At 54.1% G+C, this 17517-nt stretch carries 16 protein-coding genes, 1 pseudogene and 1 riboswitch; of the genes and pseudogenes, 14 read left to right on the top strand and 3 right to left on the bottom strand.

Features of this window, described 5'->3' with window-relative positions:
* Window positions 1–1521 carry a histidine ammonia-lyase gene (hutH, locus tag ACH0WD_RS17240; RefSeq protein WP_001095229.1) on the top strand — a complete coding sequence of 507 codons (1521 nt, stop codon included), beginning with the start codon at window positions 1–3 and terminating at the stop codon, window positions 1519–1521.
* Between the two features lie 84 nt (window positions 1522–1605).
* On the opposite strand, the gene ACH0WD_RS17235 is transcribed toward hutH, so the two are convergent.
* Window positions 1606–2082, bottom strand: a complete 477-nt coding sequence (locus tag ACH0WD_RS17235) for a kinase inhibitor (RefSeq protein ID WP_000767403.1) — start codon at window positions 2080–2082, stop codon at window positions 1606–1608.
* 57 nt (window positions 2083–2139) lie between these two features.
* Window positions 2140–3429 (bottom strand): adenosylmethionine--8-amino-7-oxononanoate transaminase, encoded by a 1290-nt coding sequence (gene bioA, locus ACH0WD_RS17230; protein WP_000205502.1) that lies wholly within the window; start codon window positions 3427–3429, stop codon window positions 2140–2142.
* Window positions 3430–3515: 86 nt separating this feature from the next.
* Between bioA and bioB the strand changes: the two genes are divergently transcribed.
* The 7 genes and pseudogenes from bioB to slrP all read left to right on the top strand — a co-directional run bounded on the left by bioB (window position 3516) and on the right by slrP (window position 12588).
* Complete coding sequence (gene bioB / locus ACH0WD_RS17225) at window positions 3516–4556, top strand: biotin synthase BioB (protein ID WP_000090724.1); 1041 nt, start codon at window positions 3516–3518, stop codon at window positions 4554–4556.
* Window positions 4553–5710: an 8-amino-7-oxononanoate synthase gene (bioF, locus tag ACH0WD_RS17220; RefSeq protein ID WP_000118931.1), complete on the top strand. Its 1158-nt coding sequence runs from the start codon at window positions 4553–4555 to the stop codon at window positions 5708–5710. Before bioB ends, bioF begins: the two co-directional genes overlap by 4 nt.
* Window positions 5694–6449 (top strand): malonyl-ACP O-methyltransferase BioC, encoded by a 756-nt coding sequence (bioC, locus tag ACH0WD_RS17215; RefSeq protein ID WP_000079908.1) that lies wholly within the window; start codon window positions 5694–5696, stop codon window positions 6447–6449. Before bioF ends, bioC begins: the two co-directional genes overlap by 17 nt.
* Window positions 6442–7128, top strand: a complete 687-nt coding sequence (gene bioD, locus ACH0WD_RS17210; protein ID WP_000167226.1) for a dethiobiotin synthase — start codon at window positions 6442–6444, stop codon at window positions 7126–7128. The genes bioC and bioD overlap by 8 nt, the downstream gene beginning before the upstream one ends.
* 650 nt (window positions 7129–7778) lie before the next feature.
* Entirely contained in the window at window positions 7779–9800 is a 2022-nt protein-coding gene (uvrB, locus tag ACH0WD_RS17205; RefSeq protein ID WP_000042502.1) for an excinuclease ABC subunit UvrB, read from the top strand.
* 308 nt (window positions 9801–10108) lie between these two features.
* Window positions 10109–10283, top strand: a pseudogene (locus ACH0WD_RS17200) (hypothetical protein).
* Window positions 10284–10290: 7 nt separating this feature from the next.
* A complete protein-coding gene (gene slrP / locus ACH0WD_RS17195) occupies window positions 10291–12588 on the top strand; it encodes an SPI-1 type III secretion system effector E3 ubiquitin transferase SlrP (protein ID WP_000481995.1) in 2298 nt (765 codons plus the stop codon).
* 91 nt (window positions 12589–12679) lie between these two features.
* Here the strand turns inward: slrP and yvcK are convergent, their stop codons facing one another.
* Window positions 12680–13588 (bottom strand): uridine diphosphate-N-acetylglucosamine-binding protein YvcK, encoded by a 909-nt coding sequence (gene yvcK / locus ACH0WD_RS17190; protein ID WP_001246033.1) that lies wholly within the window; start codon window positions 13586–13588, stop codon window positions 12680–12682.
* Window positions 13589–13852: 264 nt separating this feature from the next.
* A riboswitch (molybdenum cofactor riboswitch) is annotated at window positions 13853–13997 on the top strand.
* On the opposite strand from yvcK, the gene moaA reads away from it, so the two are divergent.
* From moaA to ACH0WD_RS17160, 6 genes are all read left to right on the top strand, one after another.
* Complete coding sequence (gene moaA / locus ACH0WD_RS17185; RefSeq protein ID WP_000168180.1) at window positions 13985–14974, top strand: GTP 3',8-cyclase MoaA; 990 nt, start codon at window positions 13985–13987, stop codon at window positions 14972–14974. It overlaps the preceding riboswitch by 13 nt.
* Before the next feature lie 21 nt (window positions 14975–14995).
* On the top strand, window positions 14996–15508 hold the full coding sequence (moaB, locus tag ACH0WD_RS17180) for a molybdenum cofactor biosynthesis protein B (RefSeq protein WP_000084604.1): 513 nt from the start codon (window positions 14996–14998) through the stop codon (window positions 15506–15508).
* A 2-nt stretch (window positions 15509–15510) separates the two neighbouring features.
* Window positions 15511–15996, top strand: coding sequence for a cyclic pyranopterin monophosphate synthase MoaC (moaC, locus tag ACH0WD_RS17175; protein ID WP_000080894.1), 486 nt, complete (start codon window positions 15511–15513; stop codon window positions 15994–15996).
* Complete coding sequence (gene moaD / locus ACH0WD_RS17170; protein WP_000598599.1) at window positions 15989–16234, top strand: molybdopterin synthase sulfur carrier subunit; 246 nt, start codon at window positions 15989–15991, stop codon at window positions 16232–16234. The genes moaC and moaD overlap by 8 nt, the downstream gene beginning before the upstream one ends.
* Before the next feature lies 1 nt (window position 16235).
* Window positions 16236–16688: a molybdopterin synthase catalytic subunit MoaE gene (gene moaE / locus ACH0WD_RS17165; RefSeq protein WP_001209384.1), complete on the top strand. Its 453-nt coding sequence runs from the start codon at window positions 16236–16238 to the stop codon at window positions 16686–16688.
* Between the two features lie 47 nt (window positions 16689–16735).
* On the top strand, window positions 16736–17440 hold the full coding sequence (locus ACH0WD_RS17160; protein WP_000373611.1) for a Bax inhibitor-1/YccA family protein: 705 nt from the start codon (window positions 16736–16738) through the stop codon (window positions 17438–17440).
* Window positions 17441–17517: the final 77 nt, after the last annotated feature.

Here is a 17517-nt window from a genome sequence, read left to right as displayed (position 1 = left end):
ATGAACACCATGACACTCACTCCGGGGCAGTTAAGCCTCTCTCAACTGTACGATGTCTGGCGTCATCCGGTACAGCTTCGGCTGGACGCCAACGCCATTGACGGCATTAACGCCAGCGTCGCGTGCGTCAATGATATCGTTGCCGAAGGGCGTACCGCCTACGGCATCAACACCGGTTTCGGCCTGCTGGCGCAGACGCGCATCGCTGATGAAGACTTGCAAAATCTACAGCGATCGTTGGTGCTGTCTCACGCCGCGGGCGTAGGCGACCCACTGGATGACGCGATGGTGCGTCTGATCATGGTATTGAAAATCAATAGTCTGGCGCGCGGGTTTTCCGGGATTCGGTTGAGCGTGATAGAGGCGCTCATCGCTCTGGTGAATGCCGGCGTGTATCCGCTGATTCTGGCAAAAGGCTCGGTTGGCGCGTCGGGCGACTTAGCGCCGCTGGCGCATCTGTCGCTGACGCTGCTTGGCGAAGGAAAAGCGCGCTGGCAGGGTGAATGGCTTCCGGCGCAGACGGCGCTAAAAAAGGCCGGACTGGAGCCTGTCGCGCTGGCGGCCAAAGAGGGGCTGGCGCTGCTTAACGGCACCCAGGCGTCGACGGCCTTCGCGCTGCGCGGTTTGTTTGAGGCACAGGAGTTATTTGCCTCCGCCGTCGTCTGCGGCGCGCTGACCACCGAAGCCGTACTGGGATCGCGCCGTCCTTTTGATGCGCGCATTCATGCCGCGCGCGGACAACAGGGGCAAATTGACGTCGCGCGGTTGTTCCGGCATCTGCTGACCGATACCAGTGCTATTGCTGAATCACATCACCACTGTCATAAAGTTCAGGACCCGTATTCCCTTCGCTGCCAGCCGCAGGTAATGGGCGCTTGTCTGACCCAGTTACGTCAGACGAAAGAGGTACTGCTGGCTGAGGCCAACGCGGTGTCCGATAATCCGCTGGTCTTTGCCGATGCGGGGGAGGTGATCTCCGGCGGTAACTTCCATGCTGAACCGGTTGCCATGGCGGCGGATAATCTGGCGCTGGCGATAGCGGAAATCGGTGCGCTATCGGAGCGGCGCATCGCGCTGATGATGGATAAACATATGTCGCAGTTACCGCCGTTCCTGGTAAAAAATGGCGGCGTTAATTCCGGTTTTATGATTGCCCAGGTCACCGCCGCGGCGCTCGCCAGCGAGAATAAAGCGCTGGCGCACCCGCACAGCGTGGATAGCCTGCCGACCTCGGCGAATCAGGAAGATCATGTCTCAATGGCCCCGGCGGCAGGACGGCGACTCTGGGAAATGGCGGCGAATACCCGCGGCATCATTGCCGTGGAGTGGCTGGCTGCCTGTCAGGGGATAGATTTACGGGAAGGGTTAACCTCCAGCCCGTTACTGGAACAGGCGCGGCAGACACTGCGCGAGCAGGTGGCGCACTATACGCAGGATCGTTTTTTCGCGCCCGATATTGAGTGTGCGACGGCGCTGCTGGCGCAAGGCGCGTTACAGCGTCTGGTGCCGGACTTTATGTGAATGCTGCCGGATGGCGCGGCGCGTATTCGGCTTACCCAACCCGTTGGCAGGGTAAGACGTTTACGCCGCCATCCGGCACAGCGTTTAACTGAACATCGCCGTGATCGAGGCGCTGGCGAGCGAATGGAAATGCACGTTAAAGCCGACCATCGCGCCGCTGGCGTCTTCATCAACGTCAAGACGCTCGACGTCCAGCGCGTGAACCGTAAAGATATAGCGGTGCGTTTCCCCTTTAGGCGGCGCCGCGCCGCCGTAGCCCGCTTTACCGAAATCGGTACGCGTCTGAATGACGCCGTCTGGTACGGCCACCAGGCCTGAGCCGAACCCCTGGGTCAGTACGCGCGTATCCGCCGGGAGGTTCACCACCACCCAGTGCCACCAGCCGGAGCCGGTCGGCGCGTCGGGATCGTAACAGGTCACGACAAAACTTTTGGTGCCCATCGGCACGTCGTCCCAGGCCAGATGCGGCGAAATATTATCGCCATCATAGCCCATACCGTTAAAAACGTGGCGATGAGGAAGTTTATCTCCATCGCGCAAATCGTTGCTGATAAGTTTCATGCGCTCTCCTTTTGACTCACCAGAAGTGTAGCCAGAAGCAGCATCGCTTACCGCTGATTAATGGCTAAAAAATGTTTCATTGTGTACCGCGTCATTGACCGCCTGGGTCAAACGGCGCAGTTGATCCGGACGAATAATGTAGGGCGGCATCAGGTAGATTAGCTTGCCGAACGGCCTGATCCAGACGCCTTGCCCGACGAAGAAGCGTTGAAGCGCCGCCATATTGACCGGATGCGTGGTTTCAACCACCCCAATCGCGCCCAACACCCGCACATCCGCCACCCAGGGCGAACGTTGCGCGGGGGCTAACTCAGCGCGTAACTGAGACTCGATAGACGCCACCTGCTGACGCCATTCGCCGCTTTCCAGCAGCGTCAGGCTGGCGCAAGCGACGGCGCAGGCCAGCGGATTCCCCATAAACGTCGGGCCATGCATAAAACACCCCGCCTCGCCGTTGCTAATAGTCTCTGCAACCTGGCGTGTCGTGAGCGTTGCCGAGAGGGTCATGGTGCCGCCGGTTAAGGCTTTGCCAAGACACAGAATATCCGGCGCGATCCCGGCGTGCTCGCAGGCGAACAGTTTGCCGGTACGGCCAAACCCGGTGGCTATTTCATCGGCAATCAGCAGAATGCCTTCGCGATCGCACATGTTACGAATACGCCTGAGCCATTGTGGATGATATATGCGCATCCCGCCCGCGCCCTGAACGATAGGTTCCAGAATCACGGCGGCTATTTCATGGCGATGCGCGGCCATCAGGCGGGCAAATGGCGCGATGTCGCTTTCATCCCATTCGCCATCCATCCGGCTTTGCGGCGCCGGCGCGAACAGGTTTTCCGGCAGATAGCCTTTCCACAAGCTGTGCATGGAGTTATCCGGATCGCACACCGACATCGCGCCGAACGTGTCGCCATGATAACCGTGGCGAAACGTCAGAAAACGCTGACGCGATTCGCCCCGCGCCTGCCAGTATTGCAGCGCCATCTTCATGGCCACTTCCACCGACACCGAACCGGAGTCGGCCAGAAAGACACACTCCAGCGGTTCAGGCGTTATCGCGACCAGCTTACGGCACAGATTCACCGCAGGTTGATGGGTTATGCCGCCGAACATGACATGCGACATGGCGTCAATTTGCGCTTTCATCGCCGCGTTCAATTGCGGGTGGTTATAACCATGAATGGCCGCCCACCAGGAGGACATCCCCTCAATCAGGCGTTCGCCCGAGGCGAGAACCAGCTCGCAGCCTTCGGCCCGCTCAACGGGATATACCGGCAGCGGCGAGGTCATGGAAGTGTAAGGATGCCAAATATGGCGTTTATCGAAGGCCAGATCGTCCGTTGTCATAATCGACTTGTAAACCAAATTAAAAAGATTTAGGTTTACGAGTCTACACCATATCAAAAACAAACAACATATTTTGGAGAAGCCCGATGGCTCGCCACCCACGCTGGACACTGTCGCAAGTAACCGAATTATTTGAAAAACCACTGCTGGAATTGCTGTTTGAAGCGCAGCAAATTCATCGCCAGCATTTCGATCCGCAGCAGGTACAGGTTAGTACGCTGCTGTCGATCAAAACCGGCGCCTGCCCGGAGGATTGTAAATACTGCCCGCAGAGCTCGCGTTATAAAACCGGGCTGGAAGCCGAGCGTTTAATGGAAGTGGAGCAGGTACTGGACTCCGCCCGTAAAGCGAAAAACGCCGGTTCGACCCGCTTCTGTATGGGGGCGGCCTGGAAGAATCCGCATGAACGCGATATGCCTTATCTGGAGAAGATTGTACAGGGCGTCAAAGCGATGGGGCTGGAAACCTGTATGACGCTCGGCATGTTGAACGAGAGCCAGGCGCAGCGTCTGGCTAACGCCGGGCTGGATTACTACAACCACAACCTCGATACCTCGCCGGAGTTTTACGGCAATATCATCACTACCCGTACCTATCAGGAGCGCCTCGACACGCTGGAAAAAGTCCGTGAAGCAGGGATTAAAGTGTGCTCCGGCGGCATTGTGGGTCTGGGCGAAACGGTTACCGATCGCGCCGGGCTGTTGTTGCAGTTGGCGAACCTGCCGACGCCGCCGGAAAGCGTGCCAATCAACATGCTGGTGAAGGTGAAAGGTACGCCGCTTGCGGATAACGATGACGTGGATGCGTTTGATTTTATTCGTACTATCGCCGTGGCGCGCATCATGATGCCGACCTCATACGTGCGTCTTTCCGCAGGACGTGAACAGATGAACGAGCAGACCCAGGCGATGTGCTTTATGGCCGGGGCGAACTCGATTTTCTATGGCTGCAAATTGTTAACTACGCCAAATCCGGCAGAGGACAAGGATCTGCAGTTATTCCGTAAGCTGGGGCTGAATCCGCAGCAGACCAGGGTGCTGGCGGGCGATAACGAGCAGCAGCAACGTCTGGAGCAGACGCTGATGACGCCTGACACCGATGATTATTACAACGCGGCAGCCTTATGAGTTGGCAACAACGCGTCGACGATGCGCTGACGGCGCGTCGGGCGACGGATACATTGCGCCGCCGCTATGTGGTGTCGCAGGGCGCCGGACGCTGGCTGGTAGCGAACGGGCGACAGTATCTTAACTTCTCCAGCAATGATTACCTCGGCTTAAGTCAACACCCGCAGATTATTCGCGCCTGGCAACAGGCAGCGATACGTTTTGGCGTCGGCAGCGGCGGGTCGGGTCATATCAGCGGTTATTCCGTGGCGCACCAGGCGTTAGAGGAGGAACTGGCGCAATGGTTAGGATATCCACGCGCGCTGCTGTTTATCTCTGGCTTTGCGGCGAATCAGGCGGTCATTACCGCCTTAATGAAAAAAAATGACCGGATTGTGGCCGACAGGTTGAGTCATGCTTCCCTGCTGGAGGCCGCCAATCTGAGTCCGGCGCAGCTTCGCCGCTTTATCCATAACGATACGCAGCATCTGTCGCGTTTACTGCAATCGCCCTGCGTGGGTCAGCAACTGGTGGTGACAGAAGGTGTATACAGCATGGACGGCGACAGCGCGCCGCTGGCGGAAATCCAGCACATTGCCCGCAGGCATCATGCCTGGCTGTTGGTTGATGATGCGCACGGCATCGGCGTGACTGGCGATGAGGGGCGGGGCACCTGCTGGCAACGGGGGGTGAAGCCTGAGTTGCTGGTGGTGACTTTCGGTAAGGGGTTTGGCGTCAGCGGCGCAGCGGTGCTCTGCTCGGAAAGCGTCGCGGATTATCTGCTGCAATTTGCCCGTCATCTGGTTTACAGCACCAGTATGCCGCCCGCCCAGGCGCAGGCGTTAAGCGCCTCGCTGGCGGTGATCCGTAGCGATGAAGGTGGTGAACGGCGCGAAAAACTCGCCGCTCTGGTTCAGCGCTTTCGGGCCGGCGTTAACGCGTCCCGGTTTACGCTACTGAATGCCCATAGCGCCATCCAGCCGTTAATCGTGGGCGATAACAGCCGTGCATTGCGCCTGGCGGAGGCGCTGCGTCAACAAGGATGCTGGGCGATGGCGATTCGTCCGCCGACGGTGCCTGTCGGTACGGCGCGCCTGCGCTTAACGTTAACGCAGGCGCATGAAGCGTGCGATATAGACCGTCTGCTGGAGGTGCTGCATGGCACAGGTGAATAAGCAGGCTATTGCGGCGGCGTTTGGCCGGGCCGCATCGCAATATGAACAACACGCCTCTTTGCAGCAACACAGCGCGGATGCGCTGCTGACGCTGTTGACAGGCCGCCAGTTTGCCAGTGTGTTGGACGCAGGCTGCGGCCCCGGACGTATGAGTCGTTACTGGCGAGAGCGGGGGAGCGAAGTGACCGCCCTGGATCTTTCGCTGGCGATGCTGCAACAGGCGCGCGATCGTCAGGCGGCGCATCACTATTTGCTGGCGGATATCGAAGCGATTCCCCATGACGCCGAAGTTTTTGACCTGGCCTGGAGCAACCTGGCGGTCCAGTGGTGCGGCGATTTACGTGATGCGTTGAGCGAGTTGTATCGGGTTGTACGGCCCGGCGGCGTGGTGGCGTTTACCACCTTGTGCCAGGGGTCGTTGCCGGAGCTGCGTCAGGCATGGCAGGCCGTCGATAATCGCGCTCACGCGAATAGCTTTTTGCCGGAAGAGGCCATTGACCACGCGCTGCGCGGCTGGCGGGCGTCTCGTCATACTCAGGCGATGACATTGTGGTTTGAGGATGCCCTGAGTGCGATGCGCTCGCTTAAAGGCATTGGCGCCACCCATCTTCATGAAGGGCGGGAGTCGGATGTATTAACCCGCGCCCGGCTTAGACAGATTCAACTGGCATGGCCGCAGCGGCAGGGGAAATATCCGCTGACGTACCATCTTTTTATGGGAGTGATTGAACGTGACTAAACGCTATTTTGTGACCGGTACTGATACTGAAGTCGGTAAAACGGTCGCCAGTTGCGCCTTATTGCAGGCCGCAACGCAGTTAGGTTATCAAACCGTAGGCTATAAGCCCGTCGCTTCCGGCAGCGAAATGACAACCGACGGGCTACGCAATAGCGATGCCCTGGCCTTGCAGCGTAACAGCAGCCTGCCGCAACCTTATTCCGCTATCAATCCTTATACTTTTGCCGAGCCTACCTCTCCCCACATCGTTAGCGCCGACGAAGGCCGGGCGATAGACGCGGCGGTATTATCACGCGGATTGCGAACGCTGGAGTCGCAGGCAGACTGGGTGTTGACCGAAGGGGCGGGCGGCTGGTTTACACCGCTCTCTGCCACGCTGACGTTTGCCGACTGGGTACAGACGGAACAGCTGCCGGTGATTCTGGTTGTTGGCGTCAAGCTGGGCTGTATTAATCACGCCATGCTGACGGCGCTGGCGGTAGAACAGGCCGGATTACCGCTTGTCGGATGGATAGCCAACGACATACAGCCGCCGGGCGCGCGTCATGGTGAATATCTCGCGACGCTTCGCCGCGTCATACCGGCCCCGCTGTTAGGGGAAATCCCGTGGCTGGGCATTTCTCCATCGCAGGCGGCGACAGGACAGTATCTGGACCTTAGCCCCCTGGAACGCGCCTGACCGCGCTTAAAAACCGCCTTCTTGCAGGATCAGACGATCCTGCTGTTCTTTCGCCAGACCCTCCTGACGTCGCCATGCTAAAAATGTGCAAAATGTGAGCGTCTACGCCTCAATTTTTCCCTTCTCGTTAGCCAATAATCTGCCAAAAATAGCGATAATTTTTTTTTATCGCCCGGCGAAAACGTCAAGGGCTGATTTTGCCAGGCGGCAGGGGATACGGGCTGGAAGCAGTTATCCACTATTCCTGTGGATAACCTTGTGTATTAGAGTTAGAAAACACAACGTAAGCGAGAGGCGACGCGGCCTGCGACTAAATTGGCGCGAAAGACGGCTTGAGAAAATATCCCTTTTCAGACAGCAAGTTATATAAAATCAATGGTTGTAAAGGAAGGGGGATACGTTGACATAAAACTTTCATCATCCGACTTGACAAATGTTAAAAAAGACTCTGGTCTGGGGATAACCAGCACACTGCTGGAATTTTACCCCGCGACTATCTATGTTTTACCTCTAAATAGCGTGGGGTATCTACCGATAGCCATTATACACTGGAGTGTTACTGTTTTTTCATCCAGTATTTTTTATTGGCAATATTCACCGTCGAGAGTAAAATTACATCCCTGCCCGCTCACTCCTTCAGGTAGCCGCTCATGAGTAAACCGTTCAAACTGAATTCCGCTTTTAAACCTTCTGGCGATCAGCCGGACGCTATACGTCGTCTGGAAGAGGGGCTGGAGGACGGGCTGGCGCATCAGACGTTATTGGGCGTGACCGGCTCCGGGAAGACATTCACCATCGCCAACGTCATTGCGGACTTGCAGCGGCCAACGATGGTGCTTGCGCCCAATAAAACCCTGGCGGCGCAGCTCTACGGCGAAATGAAAGAGTTTTTCCCGGAAAACGCGGTGGAGTATTTCGTCTCCTACTATGACTACTATCAGCCGGAAGCGTATGTGCCAAGTTCGGATACGTTTATCGAAAAAGACGCTTCGGTAAACGAACATATTGAGCAAATGCGGTTGTCGGCAACGAAAGCGTTGCTTGAGCGACGCGATGTCGTGGTGGTGGCTTCCGTGTCCGCGATTTACGGTCTGGGCGATCCGGATCTCTACCTGAAAATGATGCTGCATCTGACGGTGGGAATGCTGATTGACCAGCGCGCGATTTTGCGTCGGCTGGCGGAATTGCAATACACCCGTAACGATCAAGCTTTTCAGCGTGGTACCTTTCGCGTGCGCGGCGAAGTGATCGACATCTTCCCGGCTGAATCTGACGACATTGCGCTACGCGTTGAGCTGTTTGATGAAGAAGTGGAACGCCTGTCGCTGTTCGACCCGTTAACCGGGCAGGTAGAGTCAACGGTGCCACGTTATACTATCTATCCCAAAACGCACTACGTGACGCCGCGCGAGCGTATTCTGCAGGCGATGGAAGAGATAAAAGATGAGCTGGCGGACAGGCGTAAAGTCTTGCTGGCAAATAATAAGCTGCTTGAAGAGCAGCGATTAAGCCAGCGCACGCAGTTCGATTTAGAGATGATGAACGAGCTGGGCTACTGCTCAGGCATTGAAAACTATTCCCGCTTTCTGTCGGGCCGCGGGCCGGGCGAACCGCCGCCAACCTTGTTCGATTATCTGCCCGCCGACGGACTGCTGGTGGTGGATGAGTCTCATGTCACCATCCCGCAGATAGGCGGCATGTACCGCGGCGACCGGGCGCGCAAAGAGACGCTGGTCGAGTATGGCTTCCGTCTGCCTTCGGCGCTGGATAACCGTCCGCTGAAGTTTGAGGAGTTTGAAGCCTTAGCGCCGCAAACTATCTATGTTTCCGCCACGCCCGGCAACTATGAGCTGGAAAAATCTGGTGATGAGGTGGTGGATCAGGTCGTGCGACCGACCGGGCTGCTGGACCCGATTATTGAAGTGCGTCCGGTGGCGACCCAGGTGGACGATCTGCTGTCCGAAATTCGTCAGCGTGCGGCCATTAATGAGCGTGTCCTTGTCACTACGCTCACCAAACGGATGGCGGAAGATTTGACCGAATATCTGGAAGAGCACGGCGAGCGCGTGCGTTACCTGCACTCAGATATTGATACCGTGGAGCGCATGGAAATCATCCGCGATTTGCGTCTGGGCGAGTTTGACGTTCTGGTGGGGATTAACCTGCTGCGCGAAGGGCTGGATATGCCGGAAGTCTCGCTGGTGGCGATTCTGGACGCCGATAAAGAGGGCTTTCTGCGCTCCGAGCGCTCCCTGATTCAGACCATAGGACGCGCGGCGCGTAACGTTAACGGTAAAGCGATTCTGTATGGCGATAAAATCACGCCGTCAATGGCGAAGGCGATTGGCGAAACCGAGCGACGTCGCGAGAAGCAGCAGAAGTACAACGAAGAGCACGGTATCACTCCGCAGGGGCTGAACAAAAAAGTGGTCGACATCCTGGCGCTGGGGCAGAACATTGCGAAAACCAAAGCGAAGGGGAAAGGCAAGGGCCGTTCTACGGCAAAAGCCGGAATTGTCGAACTGGATATGACGCCGAAAGCGTTGCAGCAGAAAATTCATGAACTGGAAGGGCAAATGATGCAGCACGCGCAAAATCTGGAGTTTGAAGAAGCCGCGCAAATTCGCGACCAGTTGCACCAGTTACGCGAGTTGTTTATCGCGGCGTCCTGACAATGTGTCGATCTCCAGCGAGTCATCGTTACCATGGCTCGCTTTTGAGAATTTCAGTGCAATAGTAAGTGCTAAGTCATTCAGGAATGAAAAACAGTGACAGGCTTTGACTAACGGGATTGTCGAAAAACTCAAAACATCAATGGGGTAGCTAGTTTAATCACAACTGAAGAAAATTAGCGTTGAGGCTGAACCCAACGCTAATTTTCCCTCTCTCCTCGGCTATGAAAAAAAACGCCCCGTATTATCGGTATAGCTATCCTTATGATCGTCATTTTAATCTTATGTGAGTTCGTTGAAAGCGTGTCATGGCAACAGATAACATCATCCTACGTAAAAAAAGAGGTGATGGAAGCGTGAGCATTTATAAGTCAAGCGCTGCAAATACTGAATGATTTGTCCGAAATAATGACGACTGTGACCTCTTATTTAAAGTTGAGAATATCCTTATCTGTTACTTTAGGTTACGTTCAGATCAGGTAGGGAAAATATGTTTAATATTACTAATATACAATCTACGGCAAGGCATCAAAGTATTAGCAATGAGGCCTCAACAGAGGTGCCTTTAAAAGAAGAGATATGGAATAAAATAAGTGCCTTTTTCTCTTCAGAACATCAGGTTGAAGCACAAAACTGCATCGCTTATCTTTGTCATCCACCTGAAACCGCCTCACCAGAAGAGATCAAAAGTAAGTTTGAATGTTTAAGGATGTTAGCTTTCCCGGCGTATGCGGATAATATTCAGTATAGTAGAGGGGGGGCAGACCAATACTGTATTTTGAATGAAAATAGTCAGGAAATTCTGTCTATAGTTTTTAATACAGAGGGCTATACCGTTGAGGGAGGGGGAAAGTCAGTCACCTATACCCGTGTGACAGAAAGCGAGCAGGCGAGTAGCGCTTCTGGCTCCAAAGATGCTGTGAATTATGAGTTAAACTGGTCTGAGTGGGTAAAAGCGGCGCCAGCGGAAGAGGCAGCAAATCGTGAAAAAGCCGTACAACGGATGCGTGACTGCCTGAAAAATAATAAGACGGAACTCCGTCTGAAAATATTAGGACTTACCACTATACCCGCCTGTATTCCTGAGCAGATAACTACTTTGATACTCGATAACAATGAACTGAAAAGTTTGCCGGAAAATTTACAGGGAAATATACAGATCCTGTATGCCAGAAGTAATCAGCTAACCAGTATCCCTGCCTCGTTACCAGATACCATACAGAAAATGGAGCTGAGCATTAACCGTATTACTGAATTGCCGGAACGTTTGCCTTCAGCGCTTCAATCGCTGGATCTTTTCCATAATAAAATTAGTTTTTTACCTGAAAATCTACCTGAGGAACTTCGGTACCTGAGCGTTTATGATAACCGCATAAGGACATTGCCAGCACATCTTCCGTCAGGGATTATCCGTTTGAATGTGCAGAGTAATTCGTTAACCGCTCTGCCTGAAACATTGCCGCCGGGCCTGAAGAATCTGGAGGCCGGCGAAAATGCCTTAACCAGTCTGCCCGCATCGTTACCACCAGAATTACAGTTCCTGGATGTAAGTAAAAATCAGATTACTGTTCTGCCTGAAACACTACCTCCCACGATAACAACGCTGGACGTTTCCCGTAACGCATTGAGTAATCTTCCGGAAAACCTCCCGGCAGCATTACAAATAATGCAGGCCTCTCGCAATCGCCTGGTCCGTCTCCCGGAGTCGTTACCCCATTTTCGTGGTGAAGGACCTCGACCTACAAGAATAATCGTAGAACATAATCCTTTTTCAGAACGAACAATACAGAATATGCAGCGGCTAATGTCCTCTGCGGGTTATCAGGGACCCGAGGTATTTTTCGCCATGGGCGACTTTTCAACTGTTCGGGTAACTCGACCACTGCATCAAGCTGTCCGGTGGTGGCTAACCAATCTTGAGGAGGAAGACATCAACCAATGGCGGGCATTTGAGGCAGAGGCAAACGCGGCGGCTTTCAGCGGATTCCTGGACTATCTTGGTGATACGCAGAATACCCGGCACCCGGATTTTAAGGAACAAGTCTCCGCCTGGCTAATGCGCCTGGCTGATGATAGCGCACTAAGAGAAACCGCATTTATTATAGCGATGGATGCAACGATAAGCTGTGAAGATCGGGTCACACTGGCATACCACCAAATGCAGGAAGCGACGTTGGTTCATGATGCTGAAAGAGGCGCCTTTGATAGCCACTTAGCAGAACTGATTATGGCGGGGCGTGAAATTTTTCGGCTGGAGCAAATAGAATCGCTCGCCAGAGAAAAGGTAAAACGGCTGTTTTTTATTGACGAAATCGAAGTATACCTGGGTTTTCAGAATCAGTTACGAGAGTCGCTGTCGCTGACAACAATGACCCAGGATATGCGATTTTATAACGTTTCGGGTATCACTGAGTCTGACCTGGACGAGGCGGAAATAAGGATAAAAATTGCTGAAAATAGGGATTTTCACAAATGGTTTGCGCTGTGGGGGCCGTGGCATAAAGTGCTGGAGCGTATAGCGCCAGAAGAGTGGCGTGAAATGATGGCTAAAAGGGCTGAGTGTATTGAAACGGATGAGTATCAGAGCCGGGTCAATGCTGAACTGGAAGATTTAAGAATAGCAGACGACTCTGACGCAGAGCGTACTACTGAGGTACAGATGGATGCAGAGCGTGCTATTGGGATAAAAATAATGGAAGAGATCAATCAGACCCTCTTTACTGAGATCATGGAGAATATATTGCTGAAAAAAGAGTTGAGCTCGCTCATGAGCGCCTACTGGCGATAGCTGAACGCAGTTTATCAGAAGGGGGAGAGAGCCTGTTTACCCTTCGGTGTAAACAGGCTTCTGATAAGCGCAGCGTCGTCGGTAAACGGGCTTAACCCAACGCCTGTAGCGCTTTTTCCAGCGCATTATGTAATAACTGACGATCGTGGCGATAGGGGATATCGCTGGCCTCCAGCACTTCCTGAATCACCAGCCGATCGTTCACCGCACTGACGTCAACTCGCGGCCCAACCACTACTGCGTCAATGACTTTTTTGCCAATATATTGCTCCATCATCGCCAGCTTATCGACCAGCGTTAAACTGGCGGCGGGCAGACTCAGTTCGCGACCCAGATTGCCGATATACACCATTGGCGCTGGGGTGCGCCGCAGCGCCTGCGCCAGTTCATCCAGCAGCAGGCAAGGCATCAGGCTGGTATAAAAACTGCCAGGGCCAATCAGAATCAGATCCGCGTCATTAATGGCCTGTACCGCTTCCCGCGTCGCCGGAACGTTTGGCGTTAACATGATCTCCTGCGGCGGCGTCGCTAACTGATCGATATTCACCTCGCCATAAATCTCATGCCCCTGATCGTCAATCGCCATCAGATCTACCGGAAGCTCCGACATCGGGATCAGCTGCGCGTCCACTTTAAGCAGATTACGAATTAAATTAATCGCTTCCAGAGGCCGCACGCTCAGGTGATCTAACGCCTTTAACATCAAATTTCCGAGGTTATGACCAGAAAGTTCGCCATTACCGCCAAAACGGTACTCAAACATAGCGGATGCGACGCTGGGTTCGGTAATTAACTGATTCAGACAGTTGCGCATATCGCCCCAGGCGATCCCGCCTTCCGAGCGGCGAATACGGCCAGTTGACCCCCCGTTATCTGTGGTAGTCACAATGCCGGTCAGGCGCGAACCTAAAGAAGAAAGCGAGGAGAGGACGCGTCCTAATCCATGCCCTCCGCCGAGGGCAACGACACGATCAAGGTCAGCCAGCGTACGATTGCGCATAAAAATTCCTGAAGTCAAATAAGCAGCGCTACAGTAGCGCAAGTCGCGGGTTTTCAGCAATTAGCCGACCGGCTAAAAGACAATTAATTATTCCCGACTACCCCTTTATAGCGAGGGCGTTACCACGGCTAAATGATATATATCAATGTAAAAGTGTGATTTTCACGTATTCTGTCGCTAAATAGCACGATCATATCGCTATGTATATGTTTATATAGCGAAAGCGTGATGGCGAAATTGTCATTTACACGCTAGTATCGGCGTAACCACAGTAAACACTCTAGCCTCTGCACCTGGGTCATTTTTGATATGGTGCTTTGGCCGTGACAACGTTTAACGTTTGCCACCAGGGCGCAGGAAGAAATGACTCCGCCTCCCGTATTTGGAAAGGTGTACATGGCTTCACAACTTACCGATGCTTTCGCGCGTAAGTTTTACTACTTGCGTTTGTCGATTACCGATGTGTGTAACTTTCGTTGCACCTACTGCCTGCCGGATGGCTACAAACCTGGCGGCGTCACTAACAACGGTTTCCTTACCGTTGATGAAATTCGTCGCGTTACGCGCGCTTTTGCCAGTCTTGGCACGGAGAAGGTGCGTCTTACCGGCGGCGAGCCTTCATTACGCCGCGATTTTACCGACATCATTGCCGCCGTGGGTGAAAATGATGCTATTCGCCAGATCGCGGTGACCACTAACGGTTATCGACTGGCGCGCGATGCCGCGAACTGGCGCGAAGCGGGGCTGACGGGCGTCAATGTTAGCGTGGATAGTCTGGATGCGCGTCAGTTCCATGCGATTACCGGTCAGGACAAATTCCGCCAGGTGATGGCGGGCATCGATGCCGCCTTTGACGCCGGTTTCGAAAAGGTGAAAGTCAACACCGTGCTGATGCGCGACGTGAATCACCATCAGTTGGATACCTTCCTTGCCTGGATTCAGCCTCGCCCCATTCAGCTACGCTTCATTGAACTTATGGAGACGGGCGAGGGGAGCGATCTCTTCCGCAAACATCATATTTCGGGTCAGGTATTACGCGACGAGCTGATTAAGCGCGGTTGGATCCACCAGCTCCGCCAGCGCAGCGATGGCCCGGCGCAGGTTTTTTGTCATCCCGATTACGCCGGTGAGATCGGTCTCATTATGCCGTATGAAAAAGATTTCTGCGCCACCTGTAATCGCCTGCGTGTTTCGTCCGTCGGGAAGCTGCATTTATGTCTGTTTGGCGACGGCGGCGTGAGTTTACGCGACCTGTTACAGGATGATGCGCAGCAATACGCGCTTGAGGAACGTATTTCCGACGCGTTGCGGGAGAAAAAGCAGACCCATTTCCTTCACCAGAGCAATACTGGTATTACGCAAAATTTATCTTACATTGGCGGTTAATCCTTAATAAGGAGATTTCAGATGAGTCAGGTCAGCGCTGAATTTATCCCGACCCGCATCGCTATTCTTACTGTTTCCAGCCGACGCGGCGAAGAAGACGACACCTCCGGTCATTATCTGCGTGATTCGGCGCAGGAGGCCGGGCATGAAGTGGTGGCGAAAGCCATCGTTAAAGAGAACCGTTACGCGATTCGCGCCCAGGTTTCCGCCTGGATCGCCAGTGATGAGGTGCAGGTCGTATTGATAACTGGTGGGACCGGTTTGACCGAAGGCGATCAGGCGCCGGAAGCGCTGTTGCCGCTATTCGATCGTGAAGTGGAAGGATTTGGCGAAGTGTTTCGCATGCTCTCGTTTGAAGAGATCGGCACCGCAACTCTGCAGTCGCGCGCGGTAGCTGGCGTGGCGAATAACACCTTGATTTTCGCCATGCCGGGCTCCACAAAAGCGTGCAGAACCGCATGGGAGAATATCATTGCGCCGCAGCTGGATGCCCGTACACGCCCATGTAATTTTCACCCTCATTTAAAGAAATAACGATGTCGCAATTAACCCATATAAACGCCGCAGGCGAAGCGCACATGGTGGACGTTTCCGCTAAAGCGGAAACCGTTCGTGAAGCGCGTGCGGAAGCATTCGTTACCATGCGTAGTGAAACGCTGGCGATGATTGTTGATGGCAAACACCACAAGGGCGATGTTTTCGCCACCGCCCGAATTGCCGGTATTCAGGCCGCCAAACGCACCTGGGAGCTGATCCCGCTGTGCCACCCGCTACTGCTAAGTAAAGTGGAGATTCAGCTGCAGGCCGAGCCGGAGCATAACCGCGTGCGTATTGAGTCTCTGTGCCGTCTGACCGGTAAAACCGGCGTCGAAATGGAAGCGTTAACCGCGGCGTCCGTCGCGGCGTTAACCATCTACGACATGTGTAAAGCGGTACAAAAAGATATGGTAATTGGTCCGGTGCGCCTGCTGGCGAAAAGCGGCGGCAAATCGGGGGATTTTAAGGTGGATGCGCATGATTAAGGTGCTTTTCTTCGCCCAGGTTCGCGAGCTTACAGGAACTGACGCGCTGGAGCTTCCAGCAGATTTTTCCACCGTTGAGTCGCTGCGACAGCATCTGGCGACAAAGAGCGATCGTTGGGCGCTGGCGCTGGAAGACGGCAAGCTGTTGGCGGCGGTCAACCAGACGCTGGTAAGTTTTGACCATCCGCTGACGGCGGGCGATGAAGTGGCGTTTTTCCCGCCAGTCACGGGGGGCTAACATGCGTGAAACGCGAATTGTAGTCGGCCCTGCGCCGTTTAGCGTCGGGGAGGAATATTCCTGGCTGGCGGCGCGCGACGAAGACGGCGCGGTCGTCACCTTTACCGGAAAAGTGCGCAATCATAACCTGGGCGATAGCGTTAAGGCGCTGACGCTGGAGCATTATCCCGGCATGACTGAGAAAGCTCTGGCGGAGATCGTCGCAAAGGCGCGTTCCCGCTGGCCGCTGGGGCGGGTCACGGTGATTCATCGCGTTGGCGAATTATGGCCGGGCGATGAGATTGTGTTTGTCGGCGTCACCAGCGCGCACCGCAGTAGCGCGTTCGACGCCGGTCAGTTCATTATGGATTATCTGAAAACCCGTGCGCCGTTCTGGAAGCGTGAAGCCACGCCGGAAGGCGATCGCTGGGTCGAAGCGCGCGACAGCGACCAGCAGTTGGCGAAACGTTGGTAGCAGAATGTGATACGCTTTAGGGTATCATTTCCACACAGGAGTTCATCATGGACAGATTTCCACGATCTGATTCAATAGTGCAGGCGCGATCCGGCCTGCAGACCTATATGGCGCAAGTGTATGGCTGGATGACGGTCGGACTGTTACTGACCGCGTTTATCGCGTGGTATGCGGCTAATACGCCAGCCGTCATGATGTTTGTCTTTTCCAGTAAGATCACCTTCTTTGGCTTAATTATTGCCCAGCTTGCGCTGGTGTTTGTTCTGTCGGGACTGGTGCATAAACTTAGCGCCGGAATGGCGACCACGCTGTTTATGCTCTATTCGGCGCTAACCGGATTGACGTTATCCAGTATTTTTATCGTTTACACCTACTCCTCTATCGCCAGCACGTTTGTGGTGACGGGGGGAATGTTTGGCGCCATGAGCCTGTACGGGTACACCACTAAACGCGATCTTAGCGGTTTCGGCAATATGCTGTTTATGGCGCTTATTGGTATCGTTCTGGCGTCGCTGGTCAATTTCTGGCTGAAGAGTGAAGCGCTGATGTGGGCGGTAACCTATATCGGGGTGGTGGTGTTTGTCGGTCTGACCGCCTATGACACGCAGAAACTGAAAAATATCGGCGAGCAAATAGATACCCGCGATAGCGCTAATCTGCGTAAATATTCGATTCTCGGCGCGTTAACGCTGTACCTGGACTTTATCAACCTGTTCCTGATGTTACTGCGTATTTTTGGCAATCGCCGCTAATTATAGCGATCTCTTAAAATCCTGGCCCTGCGCCAGGATTTTTTTAGGACTATATTTAGGGCGAAACAGCATAAATA

It is taken from the genome of Salmonella sp. 2020_1395, assembly GCF_043848115.1.
GTDB classification, from domain to species: Bacteria; Pseudomonadota; Gammaproteobacteria; order Enterobacterales; family Enterobacteriaceae; genus Salmonella; species Salmonella enterica.
The sequence above is the reverse complement of the archived record's forward strand: the minus strand, read 5'-3'. Positions and strand labels throughout refer to the sequence as shown.